General features: G+C 30.9%; 24 protein-coding genes and 1 pseudogene. All 25 read right to left on the reverse strand.

The window, feature by feature from the left end:
• Positions 1-79 precede the first annotated feature (79 nt).
• Positions 80-895, reverse strand: coding sequence for a TIGR03915 family putative DNA repair protein (locus tag ACREWB_RS13520; protein ID WP_431547972.1), 816 nt, complete (start codon positions 893-895; stop codon positions 80-82).
• Positions 888-2,150, reverse strand: a complete 1,263-nt coding sequence (locus tag ACREWB_RS13525; protein WP_431547973.1) for a putative DNA modification/repair radical SAM protein — start codon at positions 2,148-2,150, stop codon at positions 888-890. The genes ACREWB_RS13520 and ACREWB_RS13525 overlap by 8 nt, the downstream gene beginning before the upstream one ends.
• A gap of 170 nt (positions 2,151-2,320) precedes the next feature.
• A complete protein-coding gene (locus ACREWB_RS13530) occupies positions 2,321-2,527 on the reverse strand; it encodes a hypothetical protein (RefSeq protein ID WP_431547974.1) in 207 nt (68 codons plus the stop codon).
• A 288-nt stretch (positions 2,528-2,815) separates the two neighbouring features.
• Positions 2,816-4,036, reverse strand: coding sequence for an MFS transporter (locus tag ACREWB_RS13535; RefSeq protein WP_431547975.1), 1,221 nt, complete (start codon positions 4,034-4,036; stop codon positions 2,816-2,818).
• Positions 4,037-4,475: 439 nt separating this feature from the next.
• The gene (gene spoIVA / locus ACREWB_RS13540; RefSeq protein WP_431547976.1) at positions 4,476-5,954 is read right to left on the reverse strand and encodes a stage IV sporulation protein A; all 1,479 of its coding nucleotides are present in this window, start codon (positions 5,952-5,954) and stop codon (positions 4,476-4,478) included.
• Positions 5,955-6,108: 154 nt separating this feature from the next.
• Positions 6,109-7,101, reverse strand: coding sequence for an NAD(P)H-dependent glycerol-3-phosphate dehydrogenase (locus ACREWB_RS13545; protein WP_431547977.1), 993 nt, complete (start codon positions 7,099-7,101; stop codon positions 6,109-6,111).
• A 1-nt stretch (position 7,102) separates the two neighbouring features.
• Complete coding sequence (gene der / locus ACREWB_RS13550) at positions 7,103-8,419, reverse strand: ribosome biogenesis GTPase Der (RefSeq protein WP_431547978.1); 1,317 nt, start codon at positions 8,417-8,419, stop codon at positions 7,103-7,105.
• Between the two features lie 2 nt (positions 8,420-8,421).
• Complete coding sequence (locus ACREWB_RS13555) at positions 8,422-9,756, reverse strand: DUF512 domain-containing protein (protein ID WP_431547979.1); 1,335 nt, start codon at positions 9,754-9,756, stop codon at positions 8,422-8,424.
• A gap of 287 nt (positions 9,757-10,043) precedes the next feature.
• The gene (locus tag ACREWB_RS13560) at positions 10,044-10,868 is read right to left on the reverse strand and encodes a substrate-binding domain-containing protein (RefSeq protein WP_431547980.1); all 825 of its coding nucleotides are present in this window, start codon (positions 10,866-10,868) and stop codon (positions 10,044-10,046) included.
• 93 nt (positions 10,869-10,961) lie between these two features.
• On the reverse strand, positions 10,962-12,665 hold the full coding sequence (pnpS, locus tag ACREWB_RS13565) for a two-component system histidine kinase PnpS (RefSeq protein ID WP_431547981.1): 1,704 nt from the start codon (positions 12,663-12,665) through the stop codon (positions 10,962-10,964).
• A 2-nt stretch (positions 12,666-12,667) separates the two neighbouring features.
• Positions 12,668-13,363, reverse strand: coding sequence for a response regulator (locus ACREWB_RS13570; protein WP_431547982.1), 696 nt, complete (start codon positions 13,361-13,363; stop codon positions 12,668-12,670).
• A 31-nt stretch (positions 13,364-13,394) separates the two neighbouring features.
• The gene (gene pgeF, locus ACREWB_RS13575) at positions 13,395-14,111 is read right to left on the reverse strand and encodes a peptidoglycan editing factor PgeF (protein ID WP_431547983.1); all 717 of its coding nucleotides are present in this window, start codon (positions 14,109-14,111) and stop codon (positions 13,395-13,397) included.
• Between the two features lie 81 nt (positions 14,112-14,192).
• Complete coding sequence (gene nrdR / locus ACREWB_RS13580; RefSeq protein ID WP_431547984.1) at positions 14,193-14,648, reverse strand: transcriptional regulator NrdR; 456 nt, start codon at positions 14,646-14,648, stop codon at positions 14,193-14,195.
• 78 nt (positions 14,649-14,726) lie between these two features.
• A complete protein-coding gene (locus ACREWB_RS13585; protein ID WP_431547985.1) occupies positions 14,727-14,987 on the reverse strand; it encodes a YlmC/YmxH family sporulation protein in 261 nt (86 codons plus the stop codon).
• 272 nt (positions 14,988-15,259) lie between these two features.
• Positions 15,260-15,754, reverse strand: a pseudogene (locus ACREWB_RS13590) (sigma factor); the annotation flags it as partial.
• 75 nt (positions 15,755-15,829) lie between these two features.
• Positions 15,830-16,537, reverse strand: a complete 708-nt coding sequence (gene sigE / locus ACREWB_RS13595; protein WP_431547986.1) for an RNA polymerase sporulation sigma factor SigE — start codon at positions 16,535-16,537, stop codon at positions 15,830-15,832.
• 54 nt (positions 16,538-16,591) lie between these two features.
• Positions 16,592-17,395, reverse strand: coding sequence for a sigma-E processing peptidase SpoIIGA (gene spoIIGA / locus ACREWB_RS13600; RefSeq protein WP_431547987.1), 804 nt, complete (start codon positions 17,393-17,395; stop codon positions 16,592-16,594).
• A gap of 172 nt (positions 17,396-17,567) precedes the next feature.
• Positions 17,568-18,659 carry a cell division protein FtsZ gene (ftsZ, locus tag ACREWB_RS13605; RefSeq protein WP_431547988.1) on the reverse strand — a complete coding sequence of 364 codons (1,092 nt, stop codon included), beginning with the start codon at positions 18,657-18,659 and terminating at the stop codon, positions 17,568-17,570.
• A 15-nt stretch (positions 18,660-18,674) separates the two neighbouring features.
• On the reverse strand, positions 18,675-19,916 hold the full coding sequence (ftsA, locus tag ACREWB_RS13610; protein WP_431547989.1) for a cell division protein FtsA: 1,242 nt from the start codon (positions 19,914-19,916) through the stop codon (positions 18,675-18,677).
• 355 nt (positions 19,917-20,271) lie between these two features.
• The gene (locus ACREWB_RS13615) at positions 20,272-21,327 is read right to left on the reverse strand and encodes a type IV pilus twitching motility protein PilT (RefSeq protein ID WP_431547990.1); all 1,056 of its coding nucleotides are present in this window, start codon (positions 21,325-21,327) and stop codon (positions 20,272-20,274) included.
• Between the two features lie 84 nt (positions 21,328-21,411).
• On the reverse strand, positions 21,412-22,131 hold the full coding sequence (sigK, locus tag ACREWB_RS13620) for an RNA polymerase sporulation sigma factor SigK (RefSeq protein WP_431547991.1): 720 nt from the start codon (positions 22,129-22,131) through the stop codon (positions 21,412-21,414).
• A 105-nt stretch (positions 22,132-22,236) separates the two neighbouring features.
• Positions 22,237-23,934, reverse strand: coding sequence for a penicillin-binding transpeptidase domain-containing protein (locus tag ACREWB_RS13625; protein ID WP_431547992.1), 1,698 nt, complete (start codon positions 23,932-23,934; stop codon positions 22,237-22,239).
• An 82-nt stretch (positions 23,935-24,016) separates the two neighbouring features.
• Complete coding sequence (udk, locus tag ACREWB_RS13630; RefSeq protein ID WP_431547993.1) at positions 24,017-24,646, reverse strand: uridine kinase; 630 nt, start codon at positions 24,644-24,646, stop codon at positions 24,017-24,019.
• Positions 24,646-25,869, reverse strand: a complete 1,224-nt coding sequence (locus ACREWB_RS13635) for a peptidase U32 family protein (protein WP_431547994.1) — start codon at positions 25,867-25,869, stop codon at positions 24,646-24,648. The genes udk and ACREWB_RS13635 overlap by 1 nt, the downstream gene beginning before the upstream one ends.
• Entirely contained in the window at positions 25,869-26,543 is a 675-nt protein-coding gene (locus ACREWB_RS13640) for an O-methyltransferase (protein WP_431547995.1), read from the reverse strand. Before ACREWB_RS13640 ends, ACREWB_RS13635 begins: the two co-directional genes overlap by 1 nt.
• Positions 26,544-26,599 lie beyond the last annotated feature (56 nt).

Below are 26,599 nucleotides of genomic sequence, written 5' to 3' on the forward strand. Positions count from 1 at the left end.
TCTAACAACTCATTTAAACCTATTATATCATGATTAAGTATAATATTAATAACAAATGTTAAAATAACCACTATTAGATTCAGTATTTTACGTTGTTATCAATTTGTTTCATTTTATTTTCAACTTCCTTTGTATTTAAATTTATATTTTTTGTATTTTTCTCAGGCTTCATCTCAGTTAAGTTATTCCAATATTTTTTAGGCATATGCTGCATTTGTAGTCTCTCATTGCTCTTTTCCACTATAGAAACACTCTTATGAAAAACTTTCCAAAGATTCTGATAAAATAGTTCTTCGGTTTCATGACTTTCGAGTTTTTCAAATTTTAAATCCCTGTGTATCCATTCATTATTTTCATAAACTATGCCTATTTTCCTTTTCACATCATGAATTACCCACTTTTCATTCCTAAGTCTCTCTTTAAAGTGATTTCCTATAAGTTCGAGAATATTATAAGTAGGTTCAATAGCTGCGTACAATATGCCATTGAATTCTTGAAATCTTACTAATCCTAAAAATCTATGTGCTTCAAATCCCACTTTTCTCGAATATTTCTGTACCTCATTTACGGTATCGTCTGTTAGAAAATCGTTAACTTTTATTCCCATTACAAAGCCCAGTTTTATATATACAAATAATTTTAATTCAATTCCTGGCTGCTCAGATAAAAATGCTTGATAAACATAAACTAAAGTATCTTTTGAGATTTTTTTGATTATGGCATTATGCACTTTATTTGATTTTACTATATCAGTTTCTATAACTTCATCTTCAAATAACATACTGAAATTATAACTACTTTCTCTCTCTATACTTTCAGGTATCTTTTGGTAATAACAAGCGTAAATAACAGATAAAAATCCATCAAAACTACCATCGTAAATGTATCTAACCAAATAAATCCCTCCTTTGGTTAAAAAGGCTAAGCTGCTCAGGCTTATCAAAACTTTCATGATCTAATAAGTAGTTTTTGATCATTCCCCTCTCCATACTCTTATCCCCATAAAATTTACCGCTACAGGTTATAAAGTATCTAGCTCTTTTTAGAACTAGTCCAAGTTTTTTTAAGTTTTCATATGAAAGATTGCAAAGTCTTCTTGCTCTTACAATTCTTAAAGCCGATTTTACTCCTATTCCAGGAACTCTAAGTAATTCTTCATAAGACGCTCTATTTACCTCTATTGGAAACTTATCTAAATTGTTTAATGCCCAAAAGGCTTTAGGGTCTAAATCTATATCAAAGTTAGGATTTCGATCATCTAGAAGTTCATTTGCCTTAAAGCCATAGAATCTTAAAAGCCAATCTGCTTGATACATTCTATGTTCTTTTAAAAGTGGAGGTGCTGTTAGAATAGAAGGCAAATTAGAATTTGCTACTACTGGCACATAGGCAGAATAATAAACTCTCTTAAGTCCAAAAGTATTGTACAATCCTTCCGTAAGACTAATTACCCGTAAATCACTTTCACTGGTTGCCCCTACCATTATCTGTGTGCTTTGTCCACCAGGTGTAAACTTAGGTGCTTTAAATCCTTTTTTCTTATACTCGCTGGACTCTATTATACTGTGTTTAATAAACCCCATTGGTTTTAATATAGCTTCTCTAGTCTTTTGAGGAGCTAGGAGTTTTAAACTCTTTTCCGATGGCAGTTCGATATTTACACTCATTCTATCTGCATAGAGTCCTGCCTCATATATTAATTTTGGATCAGCACCTGGAATAGCCTTTACATGAATATAGCCATTAAATTTATGAATAAGTCTCAAATCCTTTATAATTCTAACTAAATTCTCCATAGTGTAATCTGGGCTTCGTTCTACACCTGAGCTTAAAAATAAGCCTTCTATATAATTCCTTCTATAGAAATTCATAGTTAAATCTATTACTTCTTTAGGAGTAAAGGCTGTTCTCTCTACCTCATTACTAGATCTATTAATACAATATTTACAATCGTAAATGCATTTATTGGTATACAAAATTTTAAGAAGTGAAATACATCTGCCATCTTGTGACCAAGAATGACAAATGCCAGTTGTTGATGCATTGCCTATGCCCCCCGCTGTATTCTTTCTATTAGACCCACTTGAGGAACAAGACGCATCATACTTAGCTGCATCTGATAAAATTTCAAGTTTTCTCGTTACATCCATTCTTATCACCTCGCAAACGTTTGTTCCCATTTTATCATATTTTGATAAAAAATAAAACATTTATTTAATTAATATAAGTCCGCTGGTGTGCAAAATTGACAACTATAGGCCTTTATAATAGTACATTTAATTAATAATTTTAAAAATAAGAAATTTCAAATTAGGGACAGCTAATTTAAAATTTTTATTAAATACAATCCATGATCTAAAATACTTTGTTCACAACTAAACTTAATTCCCATATCAATCAATTCAAAACACACATCCCTTGTGCTATTTATATCGAATAGACACTTACCTTTTTCATCTAAAGATTTTATAGCATCCTCGTGGATTCCTTCCCTTAAAAGATTGACTTTAATTTCGTTATTTAACATTTTCCCACCCTCATTCACAATTGTTAGATCTATATATAATATACTACATTTTTTATTTTTTCTAGTCTTTAAAAGATAGTGTTTTTATAAATCTATCAGATCCAATAATAGTATTTTTGGTATTTTGTTCGTAACTTTAACATCTACTAACGTTTCACTTCTACAAAAACACTCTTGAATCATTTCAACTCTTTTATTATCCTTAACGATTAAAACACCTGCTCCCTTATTTATAGCATATTCTATTGATAAATAATTTCTAGGTTTTCTATGATATTTTATAGATTTTTATAGAGTTATTTGACCAGAAGAGCTCTGTCGATTAATAATTGGTTCAATGGAATTTAAGTAAAGTGATAAAGAAAGAGCGATTAACAAAAAACTTAATATCATGCTAATAACACCACCCCATCCAAACATAGTCCAAAAAATGCCACCAACTGTTCCACCAATACTAGAGCCTACGTAATAAAAGAAAAGATAAAGAGACGAGGCCTGCGCTTTGTCATGACTTGCTCGTTGTCCAACCCAACTGCTAGCAAGCGAGTGACTGCCAAAAAAGCCAAATGTAAAAATCGCAATGCCCAATATTTTCAGTATCAATGGCTTTCCAAAGGTGATTGCCGCACCAGATGCCATAATGAGTACAGCTACCAATAACATTTGTCCTCGTCCACGCTTATCTGCCAATCGTCCCATCCAAGTAGAGCTAAATGTACCTACGATATATATTATAAAAATCCAACCTACTATTGTTTGACTTAGCGAATATGGTGGTGCCATTAATTGATATGCAATGTAATTAAAGAGTGTGACAAAACTACCCATTATAAAAAAGGCAATGCCATATAAGCAGAGTAATCCGGGGTCCTTAAGATGATTAGTCATTGATTTTATCAATTTCCCAATCTCAAATGACCGCGGCTTAAAGTGTTTTGATTCTGGCAGTAGGTAACAAAATATTAAGCTGGCGAAGATACTTAAAACACCCATGCTACCCAGTGCCACCCGCCAATTAGTATAATCACTGAGCGTTCCGATAATAATTCGTCCACTCATACCACCAATTGAATTCCCACTAATGTAAATTCCCATCGCTATCCCTAAGCTAGCAGGATCAATTTCTTCACTGAGGTAGGCCATTGCAACAGCTGGTAAACCTGCTAGGACTATCCCTTGAAGGGTTCGAATAATTAGTAAAATACGGAAATTGGGCACGAAAGCGATAAGAATTGCTAGAAGAGTTGCAGCATAAAGAGAGAATATCATGACTGGCTTTCGTCCTTTGACTTCGGACAGAGAAGAAACAAATAACATGCTAATAGCTAGTGCAACTGTTGTCAGTGAAAGTGACAGGCTGGCCACAGCTGGAGAGATGTGAAATACCTTAGAAAACGCTGGTAATAAAGGTTGTGTACTGTACATTATCGCAAACGTACTAAAACCGGCAAAAAATAATGCCATGCAAGTTTTACGGAAAGCTACTGTTCTTTTTTGTATATAACTCATACTATGCTCACTCCAGTTTTGATTATTATTCTATCCTCAGGAATATTAGCTCCATGAGTATCTGAATATCATATAATCAATCAAATTTTTCTAGTACATTATTTATGGACATTTGGACAAATCTACGTTTATTATCCTCCATCCACAAATAATATACAACAGTAACAAAGTTCCACTTTTATTAAAATATTAGATTATATCAATATCATAGGCTCATATCGTCATTCTAAGCACATATAATATTTATTCTTATACACATTGCCTACCTACCTAACTACGCCTTGTAGCCATCATTTAAGGTATCCCTCCCCTTATTAATCATTAGCTTGAATAGTAAACTTAGTTTGTAAATAAAAAAAGCACGGCTTTTCATTATAAAATGATTACCGTACTTTTTATTTGTTTTTCTCCTTGCCTTTTGAATCTTATAAAAATATAATTATAAGATAATGCAGATTAAACTGCCATTACCCTCATTAATAATTCTTTGAAGAGTCTTTTGAATTTTTACTTGGACGTCATCAGGCATCTTAAATAATTTATTTTGAAGTCCCTCTTTAACTAGAACTTCTAAAGACTTGCCGAACATATTACTCTGCCAAATTTGAGATTTGTCAGTTTCAAACTGTTCTAAGATGGATTTATAGAACTCCTCACTTTGCTTTTCCGTACCCATAATAGGGGATACTTCAGTCTGTATATCTGCCCTAATAAAGTGAAGTGAAGGTGCCGAGGCTCTTAATTTGACTCCATATCTGCCACCATGTTGTACTATTTCTGGTTCTTCTAAAGTCATTTCTGAGAGTTGTGGTGCTACAAGTCCATATCCTTTTTCTTTAACATCTCTTAAAGCATCTGCAATTTTATCATATTCAATTTTAGCTCTAGAAAATTCTCCCATTAAATTTAAAAGATCATTCTCTCCCTTTATTTCACAAGCGCAAGTTTCACCTAGTATTTTGTAAAATAATTCTTGCCTAGGAATTAAATTAACTCTAGCAGTGCCTTCTCCCATATTCATTTCATCAAGTCTTGCTGAATCTAAAAAATCAACTTCTTTAAAACTTAATAACGATTTATTTATATCTCTAACTTTAAATATATCCTTACACATATCTTTTAAGAATTTCATAAAGCTAATTTTCACCCAATGCTTAGAACTTAAATTTTCAATCCACTCTGGCATATCTATGTTAATTTCTTTAACTGGGAATTCTTTAAGAACTCTTTGGAATATATTGGCTATATCTCCCTCGTTCATAGCTAGTACGTCCATAACTTGAACTGGAACGTCATATTTTTCTTCTAGTTCCCTTGCTAAATCTGCTGTTTCTGGTGCAGATGCATTTTTGGAATTTAACACCATTATAAAAGGTTTGTTAATGGCTTTAAGCTCATTCACTACCCTTTCTTCAGCATCTAAATATTCCATTCTTTCTATACCTGTGATAGAACCGTCTGTAGTGATCAAAAGTCCAATAGTTGAATGTTCGTTTATTACCTTCTTTGTTCCAAGCTCTGCTGCTTCCTCAAATGGAATTTCATAGTCATACCAAGGAGTTGTAACCATTTTAGGTGTTTCTCCTTCTGCATATCCTAGCGCTCCTTTAACAATATACCCAACACAATCAACCATTCTAACTTTGAATTTAGTACCACCTTCAAAATCAATTTCAACTGCTTCGTTAGGTACAAATTTAGGTTCAGTAGTATGAATTGATTTACCTGAACCGCTTTGAGGTAGTTCATCTATGGCTCTTTCTTTTTTATGGGGATTGTCTATTTTCGGAATTACCAAAAGCTCCATAAATCTTTTTATAAATGTCGATTTTCCGGTTCTTACGGGACCTACTACACCTACGTAAATATCCCCTTGAGTTCTCTCCGCTATATCTTTGTATATATCAAAATTATCCAAGATATACCCTCCCAATTCTTATTATTAACATTATAATTATATTTTAGATAACAATAAATTATTACTACTGATTAAAAAAATATAAAAAAAACCAATTTTTCATTAATTACTTAGTGAAAAATCGGTTTTTTGTATCAAACTTTATTTATAATCTTTAGAATTCATCTTTTTTATTTCTTGACATCAATTCGTGTACCGCATATTTACAATCCTTACCTTCAAAAAGTACTTTGTATAATGCATCTGTTATAGGCATAGACACCTGCTGTTTTTCTTTAAGTTCATAGAAGGCTCTTGTAGCTTTTATACCCTCGACTACCATTCCAATATCCTCACAAGCCTTATCCATAGGAACACCCTTACCGAGTAAAATTCCTGCCCTTCTATTTCTACTATGCATACTAGTGCATGTTACTATAAGGTCGCCCATACCCGTTAAGCCATAGAAAGTTTCAGTTTTACCTCCAAGCACAGTGCCTATCCTTATAATTTCGCTCATTCCTCTTGTCATAAGTGCAGCCTTTGAATTGTCCCCGTAGCCTATACCATCTGACACTCCTGCAGCTAATGCAATAATGTTTTTAACAGCGCCGCCTATTTCCACACCAATAATGTCTTCATTAGTGTAGACTCTAAATTTACTAGTCATGAATACATCTTGAACAATCTTTGCGTACTCCATTTCTTTAGATGTAACTACTATTGTTGTAGGAATATCTAATGCCACTTCTTCTGCATGACTAGGACCAGATAGTATTACTATAGGATTACTTTGGATCTCTTCTTCTATTACCTGTGAAATTCTTTTTAATGAACCTTCTTCGATACCTTTTGCAATGCTAACCACAATTTGATTTTTTCTTAAATAAGGTGCTATCATCTTACTTAGTTCTCTTATTACATGCGAAGGCACCGCAAGGACTATTATATCACTATCGCTTAAAACCACTTCTATATCGGTGAATGCCGTTACTCCTGCTGGTATGATAACGCCGGGTAAATATTTGACATTTTCTCGTTTAATGTTAATATCATTAACAACACCAAGCTTTCTGTCCCAGATATTAACTTTTGTCCCTTTTTTGGCAAGCATTATTGATAATGCAGTACCAAAACTCCCACCACCTAAAAAAGCAACTTTTAGCATTCTATTCCTTCCTTTCCCTAAATATAAGCCTTATTCCTGTTCCGCTAAATTCAAAGCTATTTCTCAATTGATTTTCTAAATACCTTTGGTATGAGAAATGCAGCAAATTGGAATTATTCACAAAGAAAACAAATGTTGGTGGTTTAGAGTCTACTTGAGTAACATAAAATATTTTAAGTCTCTTATTCGCCACTGTTGGAGGTTCTTGCATAAGTACAGCTTTGTTTACAACCTCATTAAGAATACCTGTAGAAATTCTCTTTGAATAATTATCAAAACATTCTTTAACTGTTGATAATACCTTATGTACTCTTTGACCAGTTTTGGCAGAAATAAATAAATAAGGTGCATATGCCATGAAGTTTAATCCTGCTTGTAATTTTCTTTTATATTCAAGCATAGTTTTATCATCTTTTTCAATAAGATCCCATTTATTCACTATAACTAATATTGCTTTTTTCATTTCATGAGCATACCCTATAATTTTCTCGTCTTGATCACTTAATTCATCTGTAGCATCAATGATAAGTATTACTACATCAGCTCTCTCAACGGCAGCTAGCGACCTAATAACACTATATCTTTCAATCCCATCATTAACTTTACTTTTTCTTCTTATTCCTGCAGTATCTATAAGAATGAATTTACCATCTACAGTTTCCAGTTTACTATCAATAGCATCTCTTGTAGTACCTGCAATAGCAGTTACTATATTTCTGTCTTCTCCAAGCATTTTATTTATCAGTGATGATTTACCAACATTTGGCTTACCCACAACTGCAACTTGAATATATTCTTCGTTTTCTGTACTTGAATATACACTTTCAAAGTGTGCTACTACTTCATCTAACATATCACCCAGTCCAAGTCCTTGTGTGGCTGAAATAGCTACAGGAGTCCCTATACCTAAATTATAAAATTCAAAGGCATTAGCTTCTAGTTCTAAATGATCTATCTTATTTACTACGAGTACTATTGGTTTTTTACTTGCCCTAAGCATTTGTGCAACTTCAGTATCTGCACCTGTAAGTCCTTGTTTACCGTCTACTATAAATATTATAACATCCGCTGTTTCTATAGCTATTTGTGCCTGTCTTCTCATTTGAGCTAAAATAATATCTTGACTTTCTACTTCAATACCACCTGTATCTATTATTGTGAAATTGTGTCTAAGCCAATCTGCATCAGCGTACACCCTGTCTCTTGTTACACCTGGTTTATCATCTACTATTGATATTCTTTTACCTGCTAACTTATTGAATAAAGTAGATTTTCCTACATTGGGTCTTCCTACTATTGCTACTATTGGTTTTGCCATTATTATTCCTCCTGACTAAATTCGTTTATTATATGGATTAAGTCTTCTCCTGTATAATCACATATTAAAATTTTTGTTCTTAAGCTTTTTTCTAATTCACTTACCGTAATATTATCTAAGAATATTTGCTGCTCATAGTTTCCGAGTTCGTATCCACTTTTCAGCATATTACTAGGTATTATTAAATATTCCCCTAGGCTTTCATTCACAAGTTGCTGAATTATGTCTTTTCCTGTTAAAAGTCCTGCTACCGTTATGGTTTCTCCAAAAAAATTATTTTGTATTTTTTTTACCTGAATTTTAATTTTTTCATTAATTGAATTTATTTTTTTGGCTACACATAATATTTCTTGGTAAGCTGAATAACCTGTTATTAATGTAAAATCACCTTTATTATTTAACTTTAAATTTTCTACATCTTCATCAATAACATTTCTAAGCAGTCTAATCATGCCAATGCCATCCTCTAATTGTTCATAACCATTATAAAACTCTTCACACGGAACATCAACCCCTGCTACGACATAGAATTCATCAGATAACCTTACAAAGGGAGATCCTGTTTCACTAATATATCTTTCTTGTAATTCTTTTACACTTTGAATTTCTTTTAACGCAGTTGCCTTATCGTATAATGTTAAATTGAATAATCCTTCTCTATATTGGGTTATTCCAACCGGCACTACCGCTAAATTTTCTATGTTTGGGTATAGTTTATATAAATCCTCAATGGTTTTTAAAAGCTCTTTTCCATTATTAATTCCAGGACACGAAACCACTTGGCAATTAATTTTTATATCGCCTTCAGAAAGCCTCTTTAACCTATCATAAACATTCCCAGCAAATTTATTGTTTAACATTAACTTTCTAAGTTCTACATCAGTAGTATGGACTGAAACATTAATAGGACTTATCTTGTATTTAATTATCCTATCTATGTCCTCTTCTTTCATATTAGTTAATGTTACAAAGTTACCTTGAAAAAATGATAATCTAGAATCATCATCTTTAAAATAGAGTGTTTCTCTCATTCCAGCTGGTAATTGATCAATAAAACAGAATATGCATTTATTATGACAGCTCTTTGGCTTATCCAACATTGGATCAATAAATTGGATTCCTAAATCTTCATCATAGTCCTTTTCAACTTCAATTTCCCAAACTTCCCCATCTGTCTTTTCAATTTCAATGTTAATAAGTTCGTCTGTAATCAAAAATTTATAATCTATAATGTCTATTACAGCATTGCCGTTTATACTAATTAATCGATCTCCCACTTGGAGCTTTATTTCTTCTGCAATACTTTCTGGGAGGATCTTAGCTATTTGGTTTTTCATTTTTACCTCCTGCTCAACCATAACCTTTCATTTAAAAGGTTTTATGAGGAATTAGAAATATTATATTAAATTCCACTTTTAAATATATAATACTCTACTTATAATAGTAGATAATACAATAATATATTATAGTATTCCATTAAATATATTACATGACTTAGCTAGCTAAGTCAACGATATTAGCATTTAAAAGGAGAAAAAAAGCATATATCGACAGTATTCGTTTTTTAACATACTTTGAATGTATCATTTACCGCAGACTAAAAATACCTCCTAAGAAGGAGGTATTAAGATGCTTCAATACAATGTTTTCTAATAATTTCAATGCCATCTTCACTTTCTAGATACTGAAAAAAATCTTTTAAACTATCTTTTTTTTCTTTAGAATAATATGCTTTTATTGGAAAACTCAGTGGATAAAGTTTATTCGTAAGATTTGAAAGAGTAAGTTCAATACCACTTAGTTTTATAAATACACTTTCTTTATTATACCACTGTCCCGGTATAAAGCCTATAGCGTTTTTATTCTGAGCAACAAAATTTTTCATTTCTTCCACACTTGATACATACTTCATACTGCTACTCATTTGTTCTTTTATAGGTGTATTCATTATTTTTATATCGAATTGGTGTTGCACTGAACTTATAGAATCTTTAAATGACACTGGTATTATGGTTTGAGATTCGCCCTTTAAATCTACCCAATTTACTATTTTACCCATATATATTTTTTTTAATTCTTGAGTTCCAATACTATTTACTTTATTACTAACATTAACAATAATTCCTATACCATCAGAAGCTAGTATCTTGAACTCAATTTTCTCATTATTCGGCTGAACATATCCAATTAGTATATCCACATCCGAATTATTTAGTTTAGTAAAAGCATTTTCTCTCTCGAGAGTTTCTACAGTAATTGAGGTTTCATTATTTAAATTGTAATCACGTGCTAAATCATTTACCATGGGATAAACTGTTTCTTCACAAATTATTTTAATGATTTTAGGTTGTTGTTCTTCAGTTTTTGCCTCTTTTTTACACCCTGTGACTAGAATTATTATGCTCATACAGATAATTGTGGCCAACGTTTTTAAACTCATTTTTTTCATAATCACTACTCCACTACAATATTTTAAATATATAGTTAATGTAATTGTAGTTTCTGTATTTTCAGTAAAAACTATTCGTTTTTTTTAATGTTTCTACTTACTATATGGTATTTCAATTATGAATTTACTACCTATTCCAAGCTGACTTTCCACAGAAATTTTGCCATCAAATTTAAGTACTATATGCTTAACAATAGCGAGTCCTAGTCCAGTACCACCTTTTGATCTAGACCGAGCCTTATCTACTCTGTAAAATCTCTCAAAGATACGCGAAGTTTGCTCCTTAGCTATTCCAACACCAGTGTCCTTAACCCATAGAACGACACCGTCAGCTTTGCCCTCTGTACCAATACAAACACTATCACCTGTTTCTGAGTAGTTTAGCGCATTATCCACTAAATTAATTAACATTTGTTTAAACCTATCAGCATCGCCTATCAATGTTTTTAGGTTATCCTTTTGAATTGATAAATAAATCCCCTTTACATCTGCAGTGTTCTTCATTAAATTGTAAACATCTTCTACCATTCTATTAACATCAATTTTTTCCTTTTTAAGCTCCTTTTGTTGTTCTATATGAGAAAGTATTAAAATGTCTGTAATAAGTCTAGTTAATCTTTCAGCTTCTTCATTTATTATATTTAAGAACTTTTCCTTGGTATCAGCATCATCAACATATTTTAGAGTTTCTGCAAATCCTTTAATAGATGTTAGTGGGGTTTTAAGCTCATGAGAGACATTAGCAACAAATTGTGTTCTCATATTCTCTAGTTTTTTCACTTCTGTAATGTCTTGAACAACAGCTACAGTACCAATATGTTCACTTCTGTTAATTATATCTGCTGTCTTTATCCTAAGTTCTCTTTCTCGAGGCCAAACTATCTTTATTTCTTTATAATTATCATCATTTTGATGGAAGATACTCTCTAATTCAAAGTCTCTAATATTATCCAGAAGATTTTGGCCTATAATATCTTTATTGATTCCGAATATTTTTTTAGCATATGGGTTGATCATTATAACTTTATTATTTCTATCTACAGCGATTACGCCACTGTCCATACTTTGCAAAATAGCCTCTAACCTATTTTGCTTTTCCGTAACTTCATTCAATGTAAACTCTAGCTTATCTGCCATCTCATTGAAATTCTTGGCTAGCTCTCCTATTTCGCCATTTGTTAATATCTTAACTCTTCTACTAAATTCACCCTTAGTAATCCTTGAAGTAATAAATATTAAATCTTTAATAGGCTTAACTATAATATATGATAATTTAAGAGAAAACCAAATTGCCATCATTCCCGCAAAAATTATTGCAATAATGTAAAATTTAAAATATTTACTTCTAAGGCTATTTACTATTTTAACAGGCATAGAACTTCTAATAATAAACCCGTCATCAAAAGCAGTAGCAAAATACATCATATTCTTCTCAGTAGTGTTACTATATCTAACTATATATCCGCTACCGTTTCTTTTTGCTGCCATTATTTCTTCCCTGCTATTATGATTATCCATAGTTTCCATATCTACATTTGAATCATAGATAACTTTGCCATTCTTGTCAACGTATGTAACTCTAAGTTCTGAACCGTATAAATTATCTGTAAAAAATTTTTCTTCATCTATTAAATTATTACTAAGTAATAATTTAATTATCATATTATTATTCATTTCAAGCTTATCTTTCATATTTTGTTGATATTCATAATTAAAAATAGAAACAAATAGTGTAGTTACCACAATAAATATAAAAATCACAGAGCTTAATAAATATATCATTAATTTTTTCTTCATAGCTATTCTCCAAAATTAAATCTATATCCTATACCCCGAATAGTCTGGATATATATTGGATTTTTATCATCATCTTCAATTTTTTGTCTTAGATGCCTTATGTGCACATCTACAGTTCTTGTTTCTCCTACGTATTCATAACCCCATATTTTATCTAGTAAGTAGTCTCTAGTCATAACTCTCCCTTTATTAGTTATTAAAATTTCCATTAGCTCAAATTCCTTTAAGGTCAGGTCAATTTTTATTTCGCTTTTAAGAACCTCATGCTTACCAAAATCAATATCCAAATTACCAACTTTAAATACTTTTTCTACTATTTGCATTGTACTCCTTCTAAGTATAGCTTTAATTCTTGCTACTAGTTCTCTTACTGAAAATGGTTTTGTAATGTAATCATCTGCCCCTAACTCAAGTCCTATTATTTTGTCTATTTCTTCTCCTTTTGCTGTTATCATTATTATGGGCATATTTGCCATAGATGAATCTTTTCTAATTTCCTTGCACACATCTAATCCATCCATTCCAGGCAACATCAAATCTAGTAACATAAGTTGCGGCAAGTGTTCTTTAGCAAGTTTTATAGCATCAATTCCATTATTAGCAAGTATAACCTTATAACCATTCTTCTCTAGATTGAATTTAATTAATTCCTGTATATGTTCTTCATCATCCACAACTAATATTTTTTCATCAGCCAATTTAATCCCTCCATATCTTTTTATTGGTTTATTACTTTAAATAAACAAAAGAAAACATTCTTCCCGACTTATTTTGACTATATCTATAGGAATATAATTTGTAGTGTTTATTACAACCGGTACAAATATTGGTAGTGCTTATATTCGTTTCTTTAATACCTTTTTCTAAAAGCTGTGCTATAATGCATTTCTGTAAATCTAGCTTATTGTTATTACTAATTTTAATATTACTATAAATATCCTCTCTAGTAAACTCTTCTATTAAATCACTACTAACCTCATAGCAGCAGCCTGATATATGTGGACCAATGAAAACCTTTATATCCTTAGATATTGAGCCATAAGTCTCTTGTAGTCTATCAATGGTTTTACTTACAATTAAAGCTTTTGTACCTTTCCACCCACTATGTATTGCTGCTATTACTTGCTTTTTGGTATCTACGAAGATAACAGGCACACAATCTGCTGTAAAAACGCCAATAGCTGTTTTTATTTTATCTGTTATTAGTGCATCGCCATTCTTATTATTAATATCATCATTAAATTCCAAAATTCTATCACTGTGAATTTGATTTAAATATCCAACAGCTTGTAAATGGTGATTTTCTTTAATCTTCTTAAGATTTAATAATCCAATCTCAGTATTTTTATTAAAGTTTAGCCCATCTTTTGCTGTTGAAAATAGAATTACTGCATTATCATATTCGAATTTTATAAATTCATAATTATTGATAGTTTCAACTTCCACAACTTCACCTCATTTATAATACTTTGACGATTTTAGAAATTACTTTTTTAAAATTATAAAAAAAATGCCGAAATGGCATTTTTATTCATTATACATTAGTTTTCTTATCTCTTCCATAAATGTATTAATATCTTTGAATTGTCTATAAACCGAAGCAAATCTAACATAAGAAACCTCATCTACATTTTTTAATATACTCATGATTATTTCTCCTATATGATCAGATTTCACTTCAGTTAGCATTTCATTATTCAACTGTTTTTCCACTTCATCACAAATAGTTTCAATTTGCATTCTAGAAACTGGTCTCTTTTGACAGGCCTTCATTAGACCATTCAATATTTTTGTTCTATCAAAATATTCTCTGTTAAAATCTTTTTTAATTACCAGTATAGGTATATCTTCCACTTTTTCATACGTGGTATATCTTTTTAAACAACTTAGACACTCTCTTCTTCTCCTTATTGCAATATTATCTTCCGTGGATCTAGAATCAACTACTTTACTTTCTTCACAACTACAAAATGGACATTTCAATGCTCCTCACGCTCTTTTCTTAGTATAATAGCAAGTATACTAACATTATACACTTTTTTATATTAAATTAAATAGTTATTACTCACTTTCCATATCTACCTCACTACCATCTACAAGTATAACGTCTACACCAATTTTTTTAACTTTTTCCCAAGGTATCTCAATACTATTATTCTTATTAAACCAAGATGACTTTATGCTTGGGAGTAATATTGAAATAATTCTATAGTCTTCACAATCAATTCTTAAATCTTTGATATATCCCATTTTAGAACCCGAATTTATATCTATTATTTCCATCTGCCTTAAATTATTAATAGAGTACATTAAACTTTCCATTTTATTCCCTCCTTGTAGGTTTTTATAGAACTGTTTTTCCAAAATAGCTACTCATTAGGCTAGTCTATTTTTTAGTTGATTATACTATATATTATTTATATTCAGTAGAATCTAAAAATATTATTTTAAAATATAACTTTTTTTAAATTATGTAGCTTAAAACTATAAATCTAGTATTATAAAATAAGTTTATACAAAAAGGGCCCCTTTAGAGGACCCTTTACACACTTCCTAATGTAATTCGATTAATTCTTTCTACTATATACCTTTGTTTCTTGCAATGTATCTAAAGCAAATACAACATCTTCTCTATATAAGTCTAATTCTTTTGCTATTTGAGATATAGTAGGTTCCTTATTATTCTTAGCTACTAATTCATCTCTAACTTGCAATGCTTTATATGCAATAACCCTTAGTGAACTGCTTACTCTTATTGGGTTAGAAGCTTTTGAATATTTTCTTATTTCGTTAATTATTATAGGAACTACATATGTTGAAAACCTAACACTTAGACTTAAATTGAATTTATCAATTGACTCCATTACAACAATACAAGCTACCTTAAATAAATCATTTGTGTTTTCTCCTCCGTTATTAAAACGCTGTATTAAATTCAAAATAAGTTTTGTATTTGCTTTTATAAATATTTCTTTACATTCATAATCCCCATGTTGCAATTTAAATAATAATTTATTCATTTCTTCATCTTTTAACACCGGCAAATTTGAAGAATTTAGTCTACATAATTCTATTTCACTTACTATCATAAGGTCATCATCCCTTTCAAAATAATTACATTTAAATTATGGCCCTATGATTAAATTTTTATACATGAGACAACCTTATACCATTTTGTTAATTTCTTTTTTTAATCTTTTTATAATTCTTTTTTCAAGTCTTGAGATATAGGATTGTGATATCCCAAGAATATCAGCAACTTCCTTTTGCGTCTTTTCTATGGTTCCATTTAAGCCAAATCTTAATTGAACAATTTCCTTTTCTCGTGAATTTAATTTTTGCATAGCAAGACAAAGTAATTGTTTATCGACGTCATCTTCAATAACGTTGTAAACCACATCATTGTCTGTGCCAAGGATGTCCGAAAGTAATAATTCATTACCATCCCAATCCACATTTAGTGGCTCATAAAAAGAAATTTCTGTTTTTATTTTGCTATTTCGCCTAAGATACATTAAAATTTCGTTTTCAATACATCTTGAAGCATATGTAGCTAGTTTGATTTTTTTTTCGGGATCAAAAGTATTCACAGCTTTTATAAGCCCTATGGTTCCTACAGAAATTAAGTCTTCAACGTTTACACCTGTATTTTCAAACTTCCTAGCTATATATACCACAAGCCTTAAATTTCTTTCTATTAAGGTTGCTCTAACCTTTTTGTCGCCTGTATCTAACCTAACTACTAATTCATCCTCTTCATCCTTAGTTAAAGGAGGCGGTAATGCATCATTCCCCCCTATATAAAACAAATTTTTGGAAAACATTTTGAGCTTAACAAATAACTTGTTTAACACTACATTAAAATTAAACATAATTTCCTCCTTATCGCTATTATTAAGAGGTAATAATTAAATTTACTGAGTGTATTAACTAAGTATACCTATAGACATTAGGCCATTATAGTCGTTGTCTTTGCTTAGTTTATACTCACAAAAAGCTATAATTACATCCCTTGTTTCAATATTTTTATCAATATGAATATTGATATACTGGGGTTTAAACCCTATAAGTTTTCCACCAGTTCCATTTACTACATTATATGGAATGTGGTAGGTATTATTTTTTTCTAGAATTATCTCACTTAACATTTCACGTTCAACAATTAATACTGGCAAATTAGTAGCAGGCTCGCGAAGCTCATTTCCCGTATCTAAAAAAGCCTTAATAGTTTTTTTATAGCTTTTATTTACTATATCTATAGTATATATAAGAGTTGATATTTTTTTTCTATCCCCAATAAAAATAACTATTCTATATATAAATATATAAATTATCATTACTGAAAGCATTAATTTTTCATAAGGAAAATTAATTATAATTACATTAAATGATGTGTTACTTGAGTTACTCATTGCAATATAAAAACACATTCCCGCTAAAAGAAGCGAATAGAATATAAAGATTAATGAAGCCTTAATATTGAATAATACATTTTTTTCTCTGAAAACAATTAAAATCATTACAATGACTATTAATATTTTAAAAGGTATATATGACAAGTATTTAAGCTTTGGATACACTACTGTTAAAACATATAAGCTGCCTAAAAAACTTGAAAGGCACATCCACATAATATTTATCCTTTTTCTTAATGTTTGAACAGTTACATGCAATATGAATAGATTAACTATAAAATTCACTAGTATAAGAACATCTATATATATTATCACTTGTCCTTCCTCCTTTAAAATATATTATATAACTTATATAATTAAAACTTTGTCATTTTTTACCACAAAACTATATTTTTATTCTTTTATAAACCGCCACTAATTTCCATATTATTTAAAACGCAAATAAAGTGCCATATAGGCACTTTATTGTTTATTAAATAAATATGACTTACTTATTCTGCCTTCTTAAAAAAGCAGGAATTTCTAAATCGGAAGTCTCATAATCTTTAGTATATGCAACTTCTTCAATAGGCTTAATAGTATCTTTCCCTTTAGACTTAAGCACAGTTTTATTTTGCACTACTTTGTCGCTTTCAAAACCAGTTGCAATAACTGTTATTCTTATTTCATCTTTTAGATTTTCATCTATAACTGCACCAAATATGATATTTGCATCAGGATCTGCGGCTTCTTGTACAATCTCCGCGGCCTCATTTATTTCAAGAAGACCTAAGTCTAAGCCACCAGTTATATTTAACAGTACACCTGTAGCCCCAACTATAGAAGTTTCAAGTAGTGGGCTTGAAATAGCTTGTTTTGCTGCTTCTTGTGCTCTATTATCACCAGAAGCTCTACCAACGCCCATATGAGCAAGACCTTTAGCTAGCATAATTGTTCTAACGTCTGCAAAATCTAAGTTTACAAGACCTGGTATAGTAATCAGATCAGATATTCCTTGGATACCTTGTCTTAAGACATCATCTGCCATTTTGAAAGAATCCATTAAAGTAGTTTTCTTATCTACCATTGTTAGTAGTCTTTCATTAGGAATTGTTACTAGTGTATCTACAGTTTCTTTAAGAGTTTTTATTCCCATCTCAGCATTAATCATTCTTTTTCTGCCTTCAAAAGGAAAAGGCTTTGTTACAACTCCTACAGTAAGTATTCCCATTGATTTAGCAATATCTGCAACCACAGGTGCAGCACCAGTACCTGTACCGCCTCCCATTCCTGCAGTAATAAATACCATATCTGCCCCTTTTATTGCTTGTGAAATTTCATCTCTACTTTCTTCAGCTGCTTTCATACCAATTTCTGGGTTGGCACCTGCTCCAAGCCCCTTAGTTAATTTATCACCAATTTGAATTTTCTGAACAGCTTGAGAAAGAATTAAAGCCTGTTTATCTGTATTTATAGCTATAAACTCCACATTTTTAAGTCCCTCTGTAATCATTCTGTTTATAGCATTGTTTCCTCCGCCACCACACCCAATTACTTTAATTTGAGCAAATTCTTGCATATCAACATCAAAATCTAGCACAACAATACCTCCTTTTTAGAAAAAATCTGCAAAAAAATCTTTTACTTTTGATGCAAATTTATTATTTCCGTTTTTATTTTTGGTTTGTGACATTTTAATATCATCTGAATTCTCAGATAAGCTATTATTAATTTTAATATTATTTACAGCTTGGACGACTATTCCCACTGCGGTAACATATATAGGGCTAGCAGCACCTACATATTCTGGTGAGCCTATCCTAACCGGTTTATCCAATATGAATTTACTTAGTTCACTAGCACCTCTAAACAAAGATATTCCACCACCAACTATAACAACGCCAGAAATATCTTTGTAACATCCACTATTTATTAAGTTTCTTTTAATTAAATGTAATGTCTCTTCTACCCTAGCTTGAATTATATCAACTAATAAATTGTTATCAATTTCCATTACATTACTATAAGAATCCTTAACTCTAATTTTCTCCTCCTCAGCTTCTTTGCCTTTAACTAAACTTCCAAATTTAAGTTTTAACCTTTCACCTTCGCTAAAAGGAACTTTAAGACAAACTGAGATATCATTGGTTATGTTATCTCCACCTAAAGGAACAATAGAAGTATGTTTTAATCTTCCACTCTCGTAAATAGATATATCAACAGTTGCTGATCCAACATCTACTAGTGCTATATCCATGTCACTCTCTGCTTTTTTTAGCACAGCCTCTGATATTGCCGAAGGCCCCAGTACTATACCATTAACTTTAATCCCAGCCCTTTGGAAACTTTTTAATAAATTTCTAACTACCGTAGATTTTGCTATTACAACTTGTGCTTCAACTTCAAGCCTTAATCCACTCATTCCTCTAGGGTCTTTAATATTGTCATATCCATCAACAATATATTGTTCAGGCTCAACACCTACTACTTCTTTATCGAATGGAATTGAAATAAGTTTAGCTGATTCGATTACTCTGTCAATATCACTTTGTTTAATTTCCTTGTCTTCAGAAGATATTAGAGTCATACCTGTATTTTTTACTAGTTCACAAATACCTCCCGGTAATGATATATATCCTTCACTAATTTGTGTATCTGTCATACGCTCGAGTTGTTTTACACATTGTTTTATAGCTTCAGCTGTATTATCAATATCAATTACAACCGATTTATTTAAACCACTACATACAACTGATGTAATGCCTATAATCTGAAGTTGGCCATTACTACTAATTTTACCAACGGCTCCACATATTTTTGAAGATCCTAAATCAATTCCCACTATATGTTCATTCATTAAGTCTATCCTCCCCTCATAAGAGAAACCTTAAGTGTATATATTCCACAAAAAAATAAATTCTCCTCTTATTTAAATCAATTATTTATAATATTTATAAATAATTTAAATCTTTCTCACATATAACAACATATTTAGTAATATATATAAATTTAAATTTGAAATTAGTAAATTATCTTAACCTTGTGATATTAAAGATTTAATTTGTTCTTCTACGTAATTATAATGGCATTCTATAAAATTTGCAATAATATATTGTTAAGTATTTGTAACAAAATATTGCCATAGTAATTAAAAATAAAAATAAAGCTAAAAGCTATATTTTATCTACGCTTTTAACTTTATTTAAATATCGTTAAAGTGATAACATTCTTACCATCATTTCAGTATCCACCGAGTAAGTCATTGCATCATTTTTAGATATACTACCTTTTTTAAATAACTCTGCAAGTGACATATCCATAGTTTTCATACCATATTTACCACCAGTTTGAAGACAAGACTGTAGTTGATGTGTTTTACCTTCTCTGATAAGATTTTGGATTGCTGGGGTTGATATCATAACCTCAAGAGCCGCAACTCTCCCTCCATCATTAATTTTAGGGATTAACTGTTGAGAAATTATTCCTTGCATTACTGCAGCTAATTGAACTTTAATCTGTTGCTGCTGATGTGGAGGAAAAACATCTACTATTCTATCTACGGTTTTTGCGGCACCTATAGTATGTAACGTAGAAAAAACAAGATGTCCAGTTTCAGCTGCAGTAATAGCAATTGATATTGTTTCAAGATCTCTCATTTCTCCTACTAATATAACGTCTGGATCTTCTCTAAGGATAGCTTTTAACGCATTTTTATAACTTTTACTGTCTTTACCAATTTCTCTTTGGTTAATAATTGATTTATTGTGTTTATGCAAATATTCAATAGGATCTTCCAGTGTTATAATGTTACAAGCTCTAGTAGTATTAATTTCATTAACCATAGCCGCTAGCGTAGTACTTTTTCCACTACCTGTCGGTCCTGTTACTAAAACTAAACCTCTTTGTTTTGTGGTAAGAGTCTTAGCAACCTCTGGGAAATCTAGCTGTTTCAAAGTAGGTATTTTTAACGAAACTACTCGAATTGCTATAGTATCGCTTCCTCTTTGTTTATAGATATTAACTCTAAATCTTCCAAGACCGTAAATGGAGTAAGAAGTATCAATTTCTCCCGTCCCACAGTATTCATTATAGGAATTCTCTAAAATTTCTCTAGAATAATTTTCAGTATCCACTGGCGTTAATTTATCTTTTCCTACTTGTATTAGATGACCATTGACTCTAATAACTGGAACAGAACCAACTGTTAGATGCAGATCCGACGCCCTTTCTTCTGTTGTTTTTTCTAGTAATTCACTAAGTGATATCATTATTTTTCCCCCTGTTTGGTTAATGAAGCTTCTCAAATTTATATATTCGACAACATTATATGATTATCCTTTTTTAACTACTTATTATAATTTATTTGTACTATTTAGCCTAGATTTATTACTATTATTTAATTCTCTATATAGTTTTTTTAAAGCTCTTTTTTCAATTCTAGACACATAGGATCTAGAAATCCCTAGAATCAACGCAATTTCTCTTTGAGTTCTGGGGTTACCATCGAGCAGACCATAGCGCATTTGAATTATTATTTTTTCTCTATCCATTAACGCTACGTTTATCTTATTATAGAGTTTTTTAATTTGGATCTTATTTTCCACTATCTCAATAATAGAGTCCTCATCACTACTTAATACATCCATAAGAGATATTTCATTGCCCTCTTTATCAATTCCAATAGGGTCTTGCAGGTAAACTTCACCTTTAGTTTTTTTATTATTGCGAATAAGCATAAGTATCTCATTTTCTATACATCTTGCAGCATAGGTAGCAAGCCGTGTTCCCTTATTTGTATCAAAGGAATCGATAGCCTTAATAAGCCCAACAGTTCCAATAGATATGAGGTCATCTACATCCTTTCCTGGGTAGGAATATTTTTTAACTATATGTGCAACTAATCTCAAATTTCGTTCAACCAGTATTCCTTTAGCTAGCAAATCGCCTTCTTTTAGCTTTGTTAAATAGCATTTCTCTTCTTCTTCACTTAATGGTTGAGGGAATGAACTACTACCAGTTATATAAGCTGTTAAAAATGTGACACTTCCAAGAATATCTAATAAACAATTCATGAAAAACACGGATGTTCCTCCTAATAGTGCTTATTAATATAATATGTTTTATTTTAACAATATTGCATGTACATGAAAATTTATTTAATAGAATTTATAGCTTTCTTATTTGTTACTTCCATTTTTTTTAAGAGCCTTAACTATTTCTTTGAATATTGGAGCAGCTGTGGTTCCTCCCTCTTCGTCATCTTTACCTTCAACATTTATAAGAATTTTAGGCACAAATACAACCATAGAATATTTTTTGCCATTCAATTTAAAAAAGCCAACAAACCATCCATCAGAACATTTTTCACCATCATCATTATACTCAGTAGTTCCAGTTTTACCACCTATATCCATACCTTCGATGTAAGCCTGTTGTCCTGTCCCTTTGGTTACAACATCCATCATTGCTAGTTTAATCTCTTCTGCGGTTTCTCTTTTTAAAATCGTGCTTTTTTTAGGGGCAACACTCTCAATAATTTCATTATTGTCGTTTACATATGAGTCTATTATGCTTGGATTAACATATACTCCATTATTTATAATAGTACTAGGAATACTAATTGCCGCTAAAGGTGTTATCCTAATATTTTGCCCTATGGATGCTTGACTTATATCCGAAGCAATAAATTTAGAGTTTAATAATTCTACTTCAAATTTACCACTTTCCTCATCATGAAAATTCAGTACTTTACCTAACAATCCTTGTTTTTCCGCATAATTATATATACTTTTACCGCCTATCAGAAATCCAAATTGAGCAAATATGTTATTAGAAGAGTAAGTTAGTGCCTCCCTAACTGTATAACTGTCTCTCCCTTTAGAATGCTCTTTCTTAAACAATTCAGAATTTAATTTATATTTTTCATTAACATCTATTAAATTCAAATCTAGCCCCGCCTCTTCCACGATAACTTTAAAAATGGATCCTGGATAAGCACCATTAGTACCAACCATTCCTAAATTCGCATTATAACGCGTATCATCCTTTTGTGCCATTGCTCTTATTTTCCCTGTGGTACTTTCCATTAGAACAACACCAATTTGTTCATATTTATTGTACTCTTTCTTATGAAGAATATTTTCAACACTATCTTGAATTTCTTTATCTAAAGTGAGTCTTACATTAATATTGTTTTGAGGATATATAATTTTCCCCTCACCTATATCGCCATCTACGCCCTTAACAAACCTTATTTTTTCATATTCATTATTTTTAGTTTTATTATATATTTGCATTTCTAAAGAATCAGCGCTTTTAAATTTGCTATTTTCTGAGTCTCTTGGATTAGACAATAAATTTTCTATCTTCCAATTTTTTACTTCAATAACTTTATTTACTGCAAAAGTATAAAAACCTTTTATACCTTTGATATCCTTCAATTTATTAAAAGTTATTTCATCAATTTTATATCTTACTTTTTCAAAACTACCACTACCTTTAATTTTGTCTAAATCATAGTTCACATTATAATTTCTTAAAGTAATAGTTAAAGATTCCATATCGTATTTGCTGGTGTATTCGTTAAATCTAAAATAATCCACTGGATCAATAACTGCAGTATAGTTCATTTTATACTCTAAAAGATTATTTCCATTACAATCAAGTAATTTATAGGGCGTACCATATTTTTCATCTATTGTATATTGTGCATTAAACATGGCCTTTAAAGGCTCAGCTTTAAAATACATCTTATTTGAAATTTTCCAAATTAACAAGCAAAAGAAAAGCATAAATATAATCATCATTATCCAAATTCTTTTTCCAATTCCAGTCTTATAATTTGATTTTCCAAAGATATTGTTTCCACTATACATAAAAACACCTCACCTAGACTAATTCTCGCCTATAATGAGATGTTATATACTTTATATTTGGTAATATATTCATATTCACTTTTTACTTTTGATGTTTTTGAAGTATTTGACTTATATTTGCAGTAATTATATCGATAGCTACTTTATTTTGTCCACCTTCTGGTATTATAATATCCGCGTGCCGTTTAGTAGGTTCAGTAAATTGTTCGTGCATTGGTTTAACAACTTTTAAATATTGATTTATAACAGATTCAGTTGTTCTACCTCTCTCATTAATATCTCTCACAAGTCTTCTTATAAATCTCACATCTGCATCAGTATCTACATATATTTTAATATCTAACATATCACGAAGAATTTTTTCCTGAAGTATAAGAATTCCTTCAACTATAATAATTTCCCTTGACTGCACAATTTGTGTTTCTTCTATTCTGTTATGTATTTCAAAATTATATATTGGTTTTTTAACAGTTTGTCCTTCTAAAAGAAGATTTAGCTGCTGAACTAAAAGTGAAGTATCAAAAGCATCTGGATGATCATAGTTCGTTTTTATCCTTTCTTCATAAGAAAGATTACTTTGATCCTTATAGTAAGAATCTTGTTCAATCATTGCAATACATGTAGAATCGAAATGTTTATAAATTTCTCTTGCTACAGTGCTTTTACCTGAACCCGTTCCTCCTGCTATGCCTATTAAAATCGGACGATCCATTATTTTTCCTCCTTAGATTTTATAAGTATATCATTTGCGCGTAGTTTCTCGTCAGCTTTTACAGTAAAAAGCATCTGAGCACTTGGTGCAGAAGCTATGCCCTCCCCTTTAGAATTTCTCATATCATTAAGTACAATTGAAATATTGTCTCCCTCAGGCCTTAATACTTCGACAGTATCACCCTCAAAAACCTTATTTCTTTGCTCTACTAATGCAATACTATTTTCTTCATTGTACTGCCTTATAATTCCAACAATATCATAATTTCTAATATACGAAGAGGATTCATATATCTGCTTATTTGGATCCCCAAAGTAAAACCCGGTATAAAATTGTCTATGGCTAGGTTTTAGGAGATTATCCATCCATTTCTGTTGGAATTTATAATTTATAGGATTAGCTATATAAGTATCTACAGCGTCCCTATAGGATTTACATACAGAAGCAACATAATATGAGCTTTTCATTCTTCCTTCTATCTTAAATGACATTATACCTGATTCCATAAGTTCTGGTATATGTTCTATCATGCATAAGTCCTTTGAATTCATTATATAAGTTCCTTTATCATCTTCAATTATAGGAAAGTATTCTCCATCCCTTTTTTCTTCCATTAAGAAATATTTATATCTACATGGTTGAGCACACTGTCCCCTATTGGCATCTCTACTCGTCATATAATTTGACATGAGACATCTCCCTGAATAGGACATACACATAGACCCATGAACAAAAGCTTCAAGTTCACAAGTATCAGGTAACTTTTGTCTAATTTCACTAATTTCTTTAAGCGATAATTCTCTTGCAAGGACAATCCTTTTTACACCTTGTTTATGCCAAAAAATAGCTGACTTATAGTTTACATTGTTAGCTTGTGTGCTTAAATGAATTTCTAGATTCGGCACAACTTCTCTAGCTGTCATAATAATACCCGGATCAGACACAATGATAGCATCCGCACCCAGTTCATATACTTCTTTTAAGTAATCCTCTAAACCATCTAAATCCTCATTATGAGCAAACACATTTAAAGTAACATATACCTTTTTCCCTCTTAAATGTGCAAAACCTATACCTTCCTTTAAGTCTTCATTACTAAAATTATCTGCAAAAGCTCTCAAATTCAATTTACTTCCACCTAAATAAACTGCATCTGCACCAAAATTTATAGCTGCTTTTAATTTCTCTAAATTACCTGCAGGTGCTAGTATTTCTGGTTTCATTAGCTCAATTCCTCCTCTTTGCTATCTGTACTTCTTCTCACCGTAACTGAGATGCCATCTCCCATTGGTATTATAGAAGTTATAAGTTCATCATTATTAGATACTAATTCTAAATAACTTTTCATACGTTTTATTATAGTGATTTTTCTACGCTCAAAAAGTTCTTTAGACGCAACCATCCCTCTAAAGAGGACATTATCAGCAATAAGGACACCTTTTTTGCTTAATAATCTAAGACAGTGAGGAAGAAAATGATTATAGTGACCTTTACCTGCATCTATAAAAATCATATCATATACATCTTTGTGATTTTCCAGAATTTCAAGGCAATCTCCCTTAAGAACAGTAATTTTACTTCCTAGTCTATATTTTTCTATGTTAGCTTTTGCAATCTCTATCATTTTCTCGTCTCTTTCAATAGTTGTAATTTTGCATGTCCCACCAGAAGCTAAATTCATTAAGATAGCTGAATAGCCTATGGCAGTACCTAGTTCTAAAATTTTTACAGGTCTATTTATAGTTATCATAAGTTCTAAAAATTTAGCTGTTTCCTTTTGAACTATAGGAACTCTGTTTTCAACAGCAAAATTTTCAAGTTCTTCTAAAATGCCAGTATTATTTGGAATCAATTCTCTTAAATATTGTTCCATATAATCATATGTTATCCCGCTCATTTAATTCCTCCAAAACTTCATTAAATCATCATCTGAAATGTCGTTAAAACGCATGC

Source organism: Clostridium sp. (assembly GCF_050717635.1).
GTDB lineage: Bacteria > Bacillota > Clostridia > Clostridiales > Clostridiaceae > Clostridium_AD.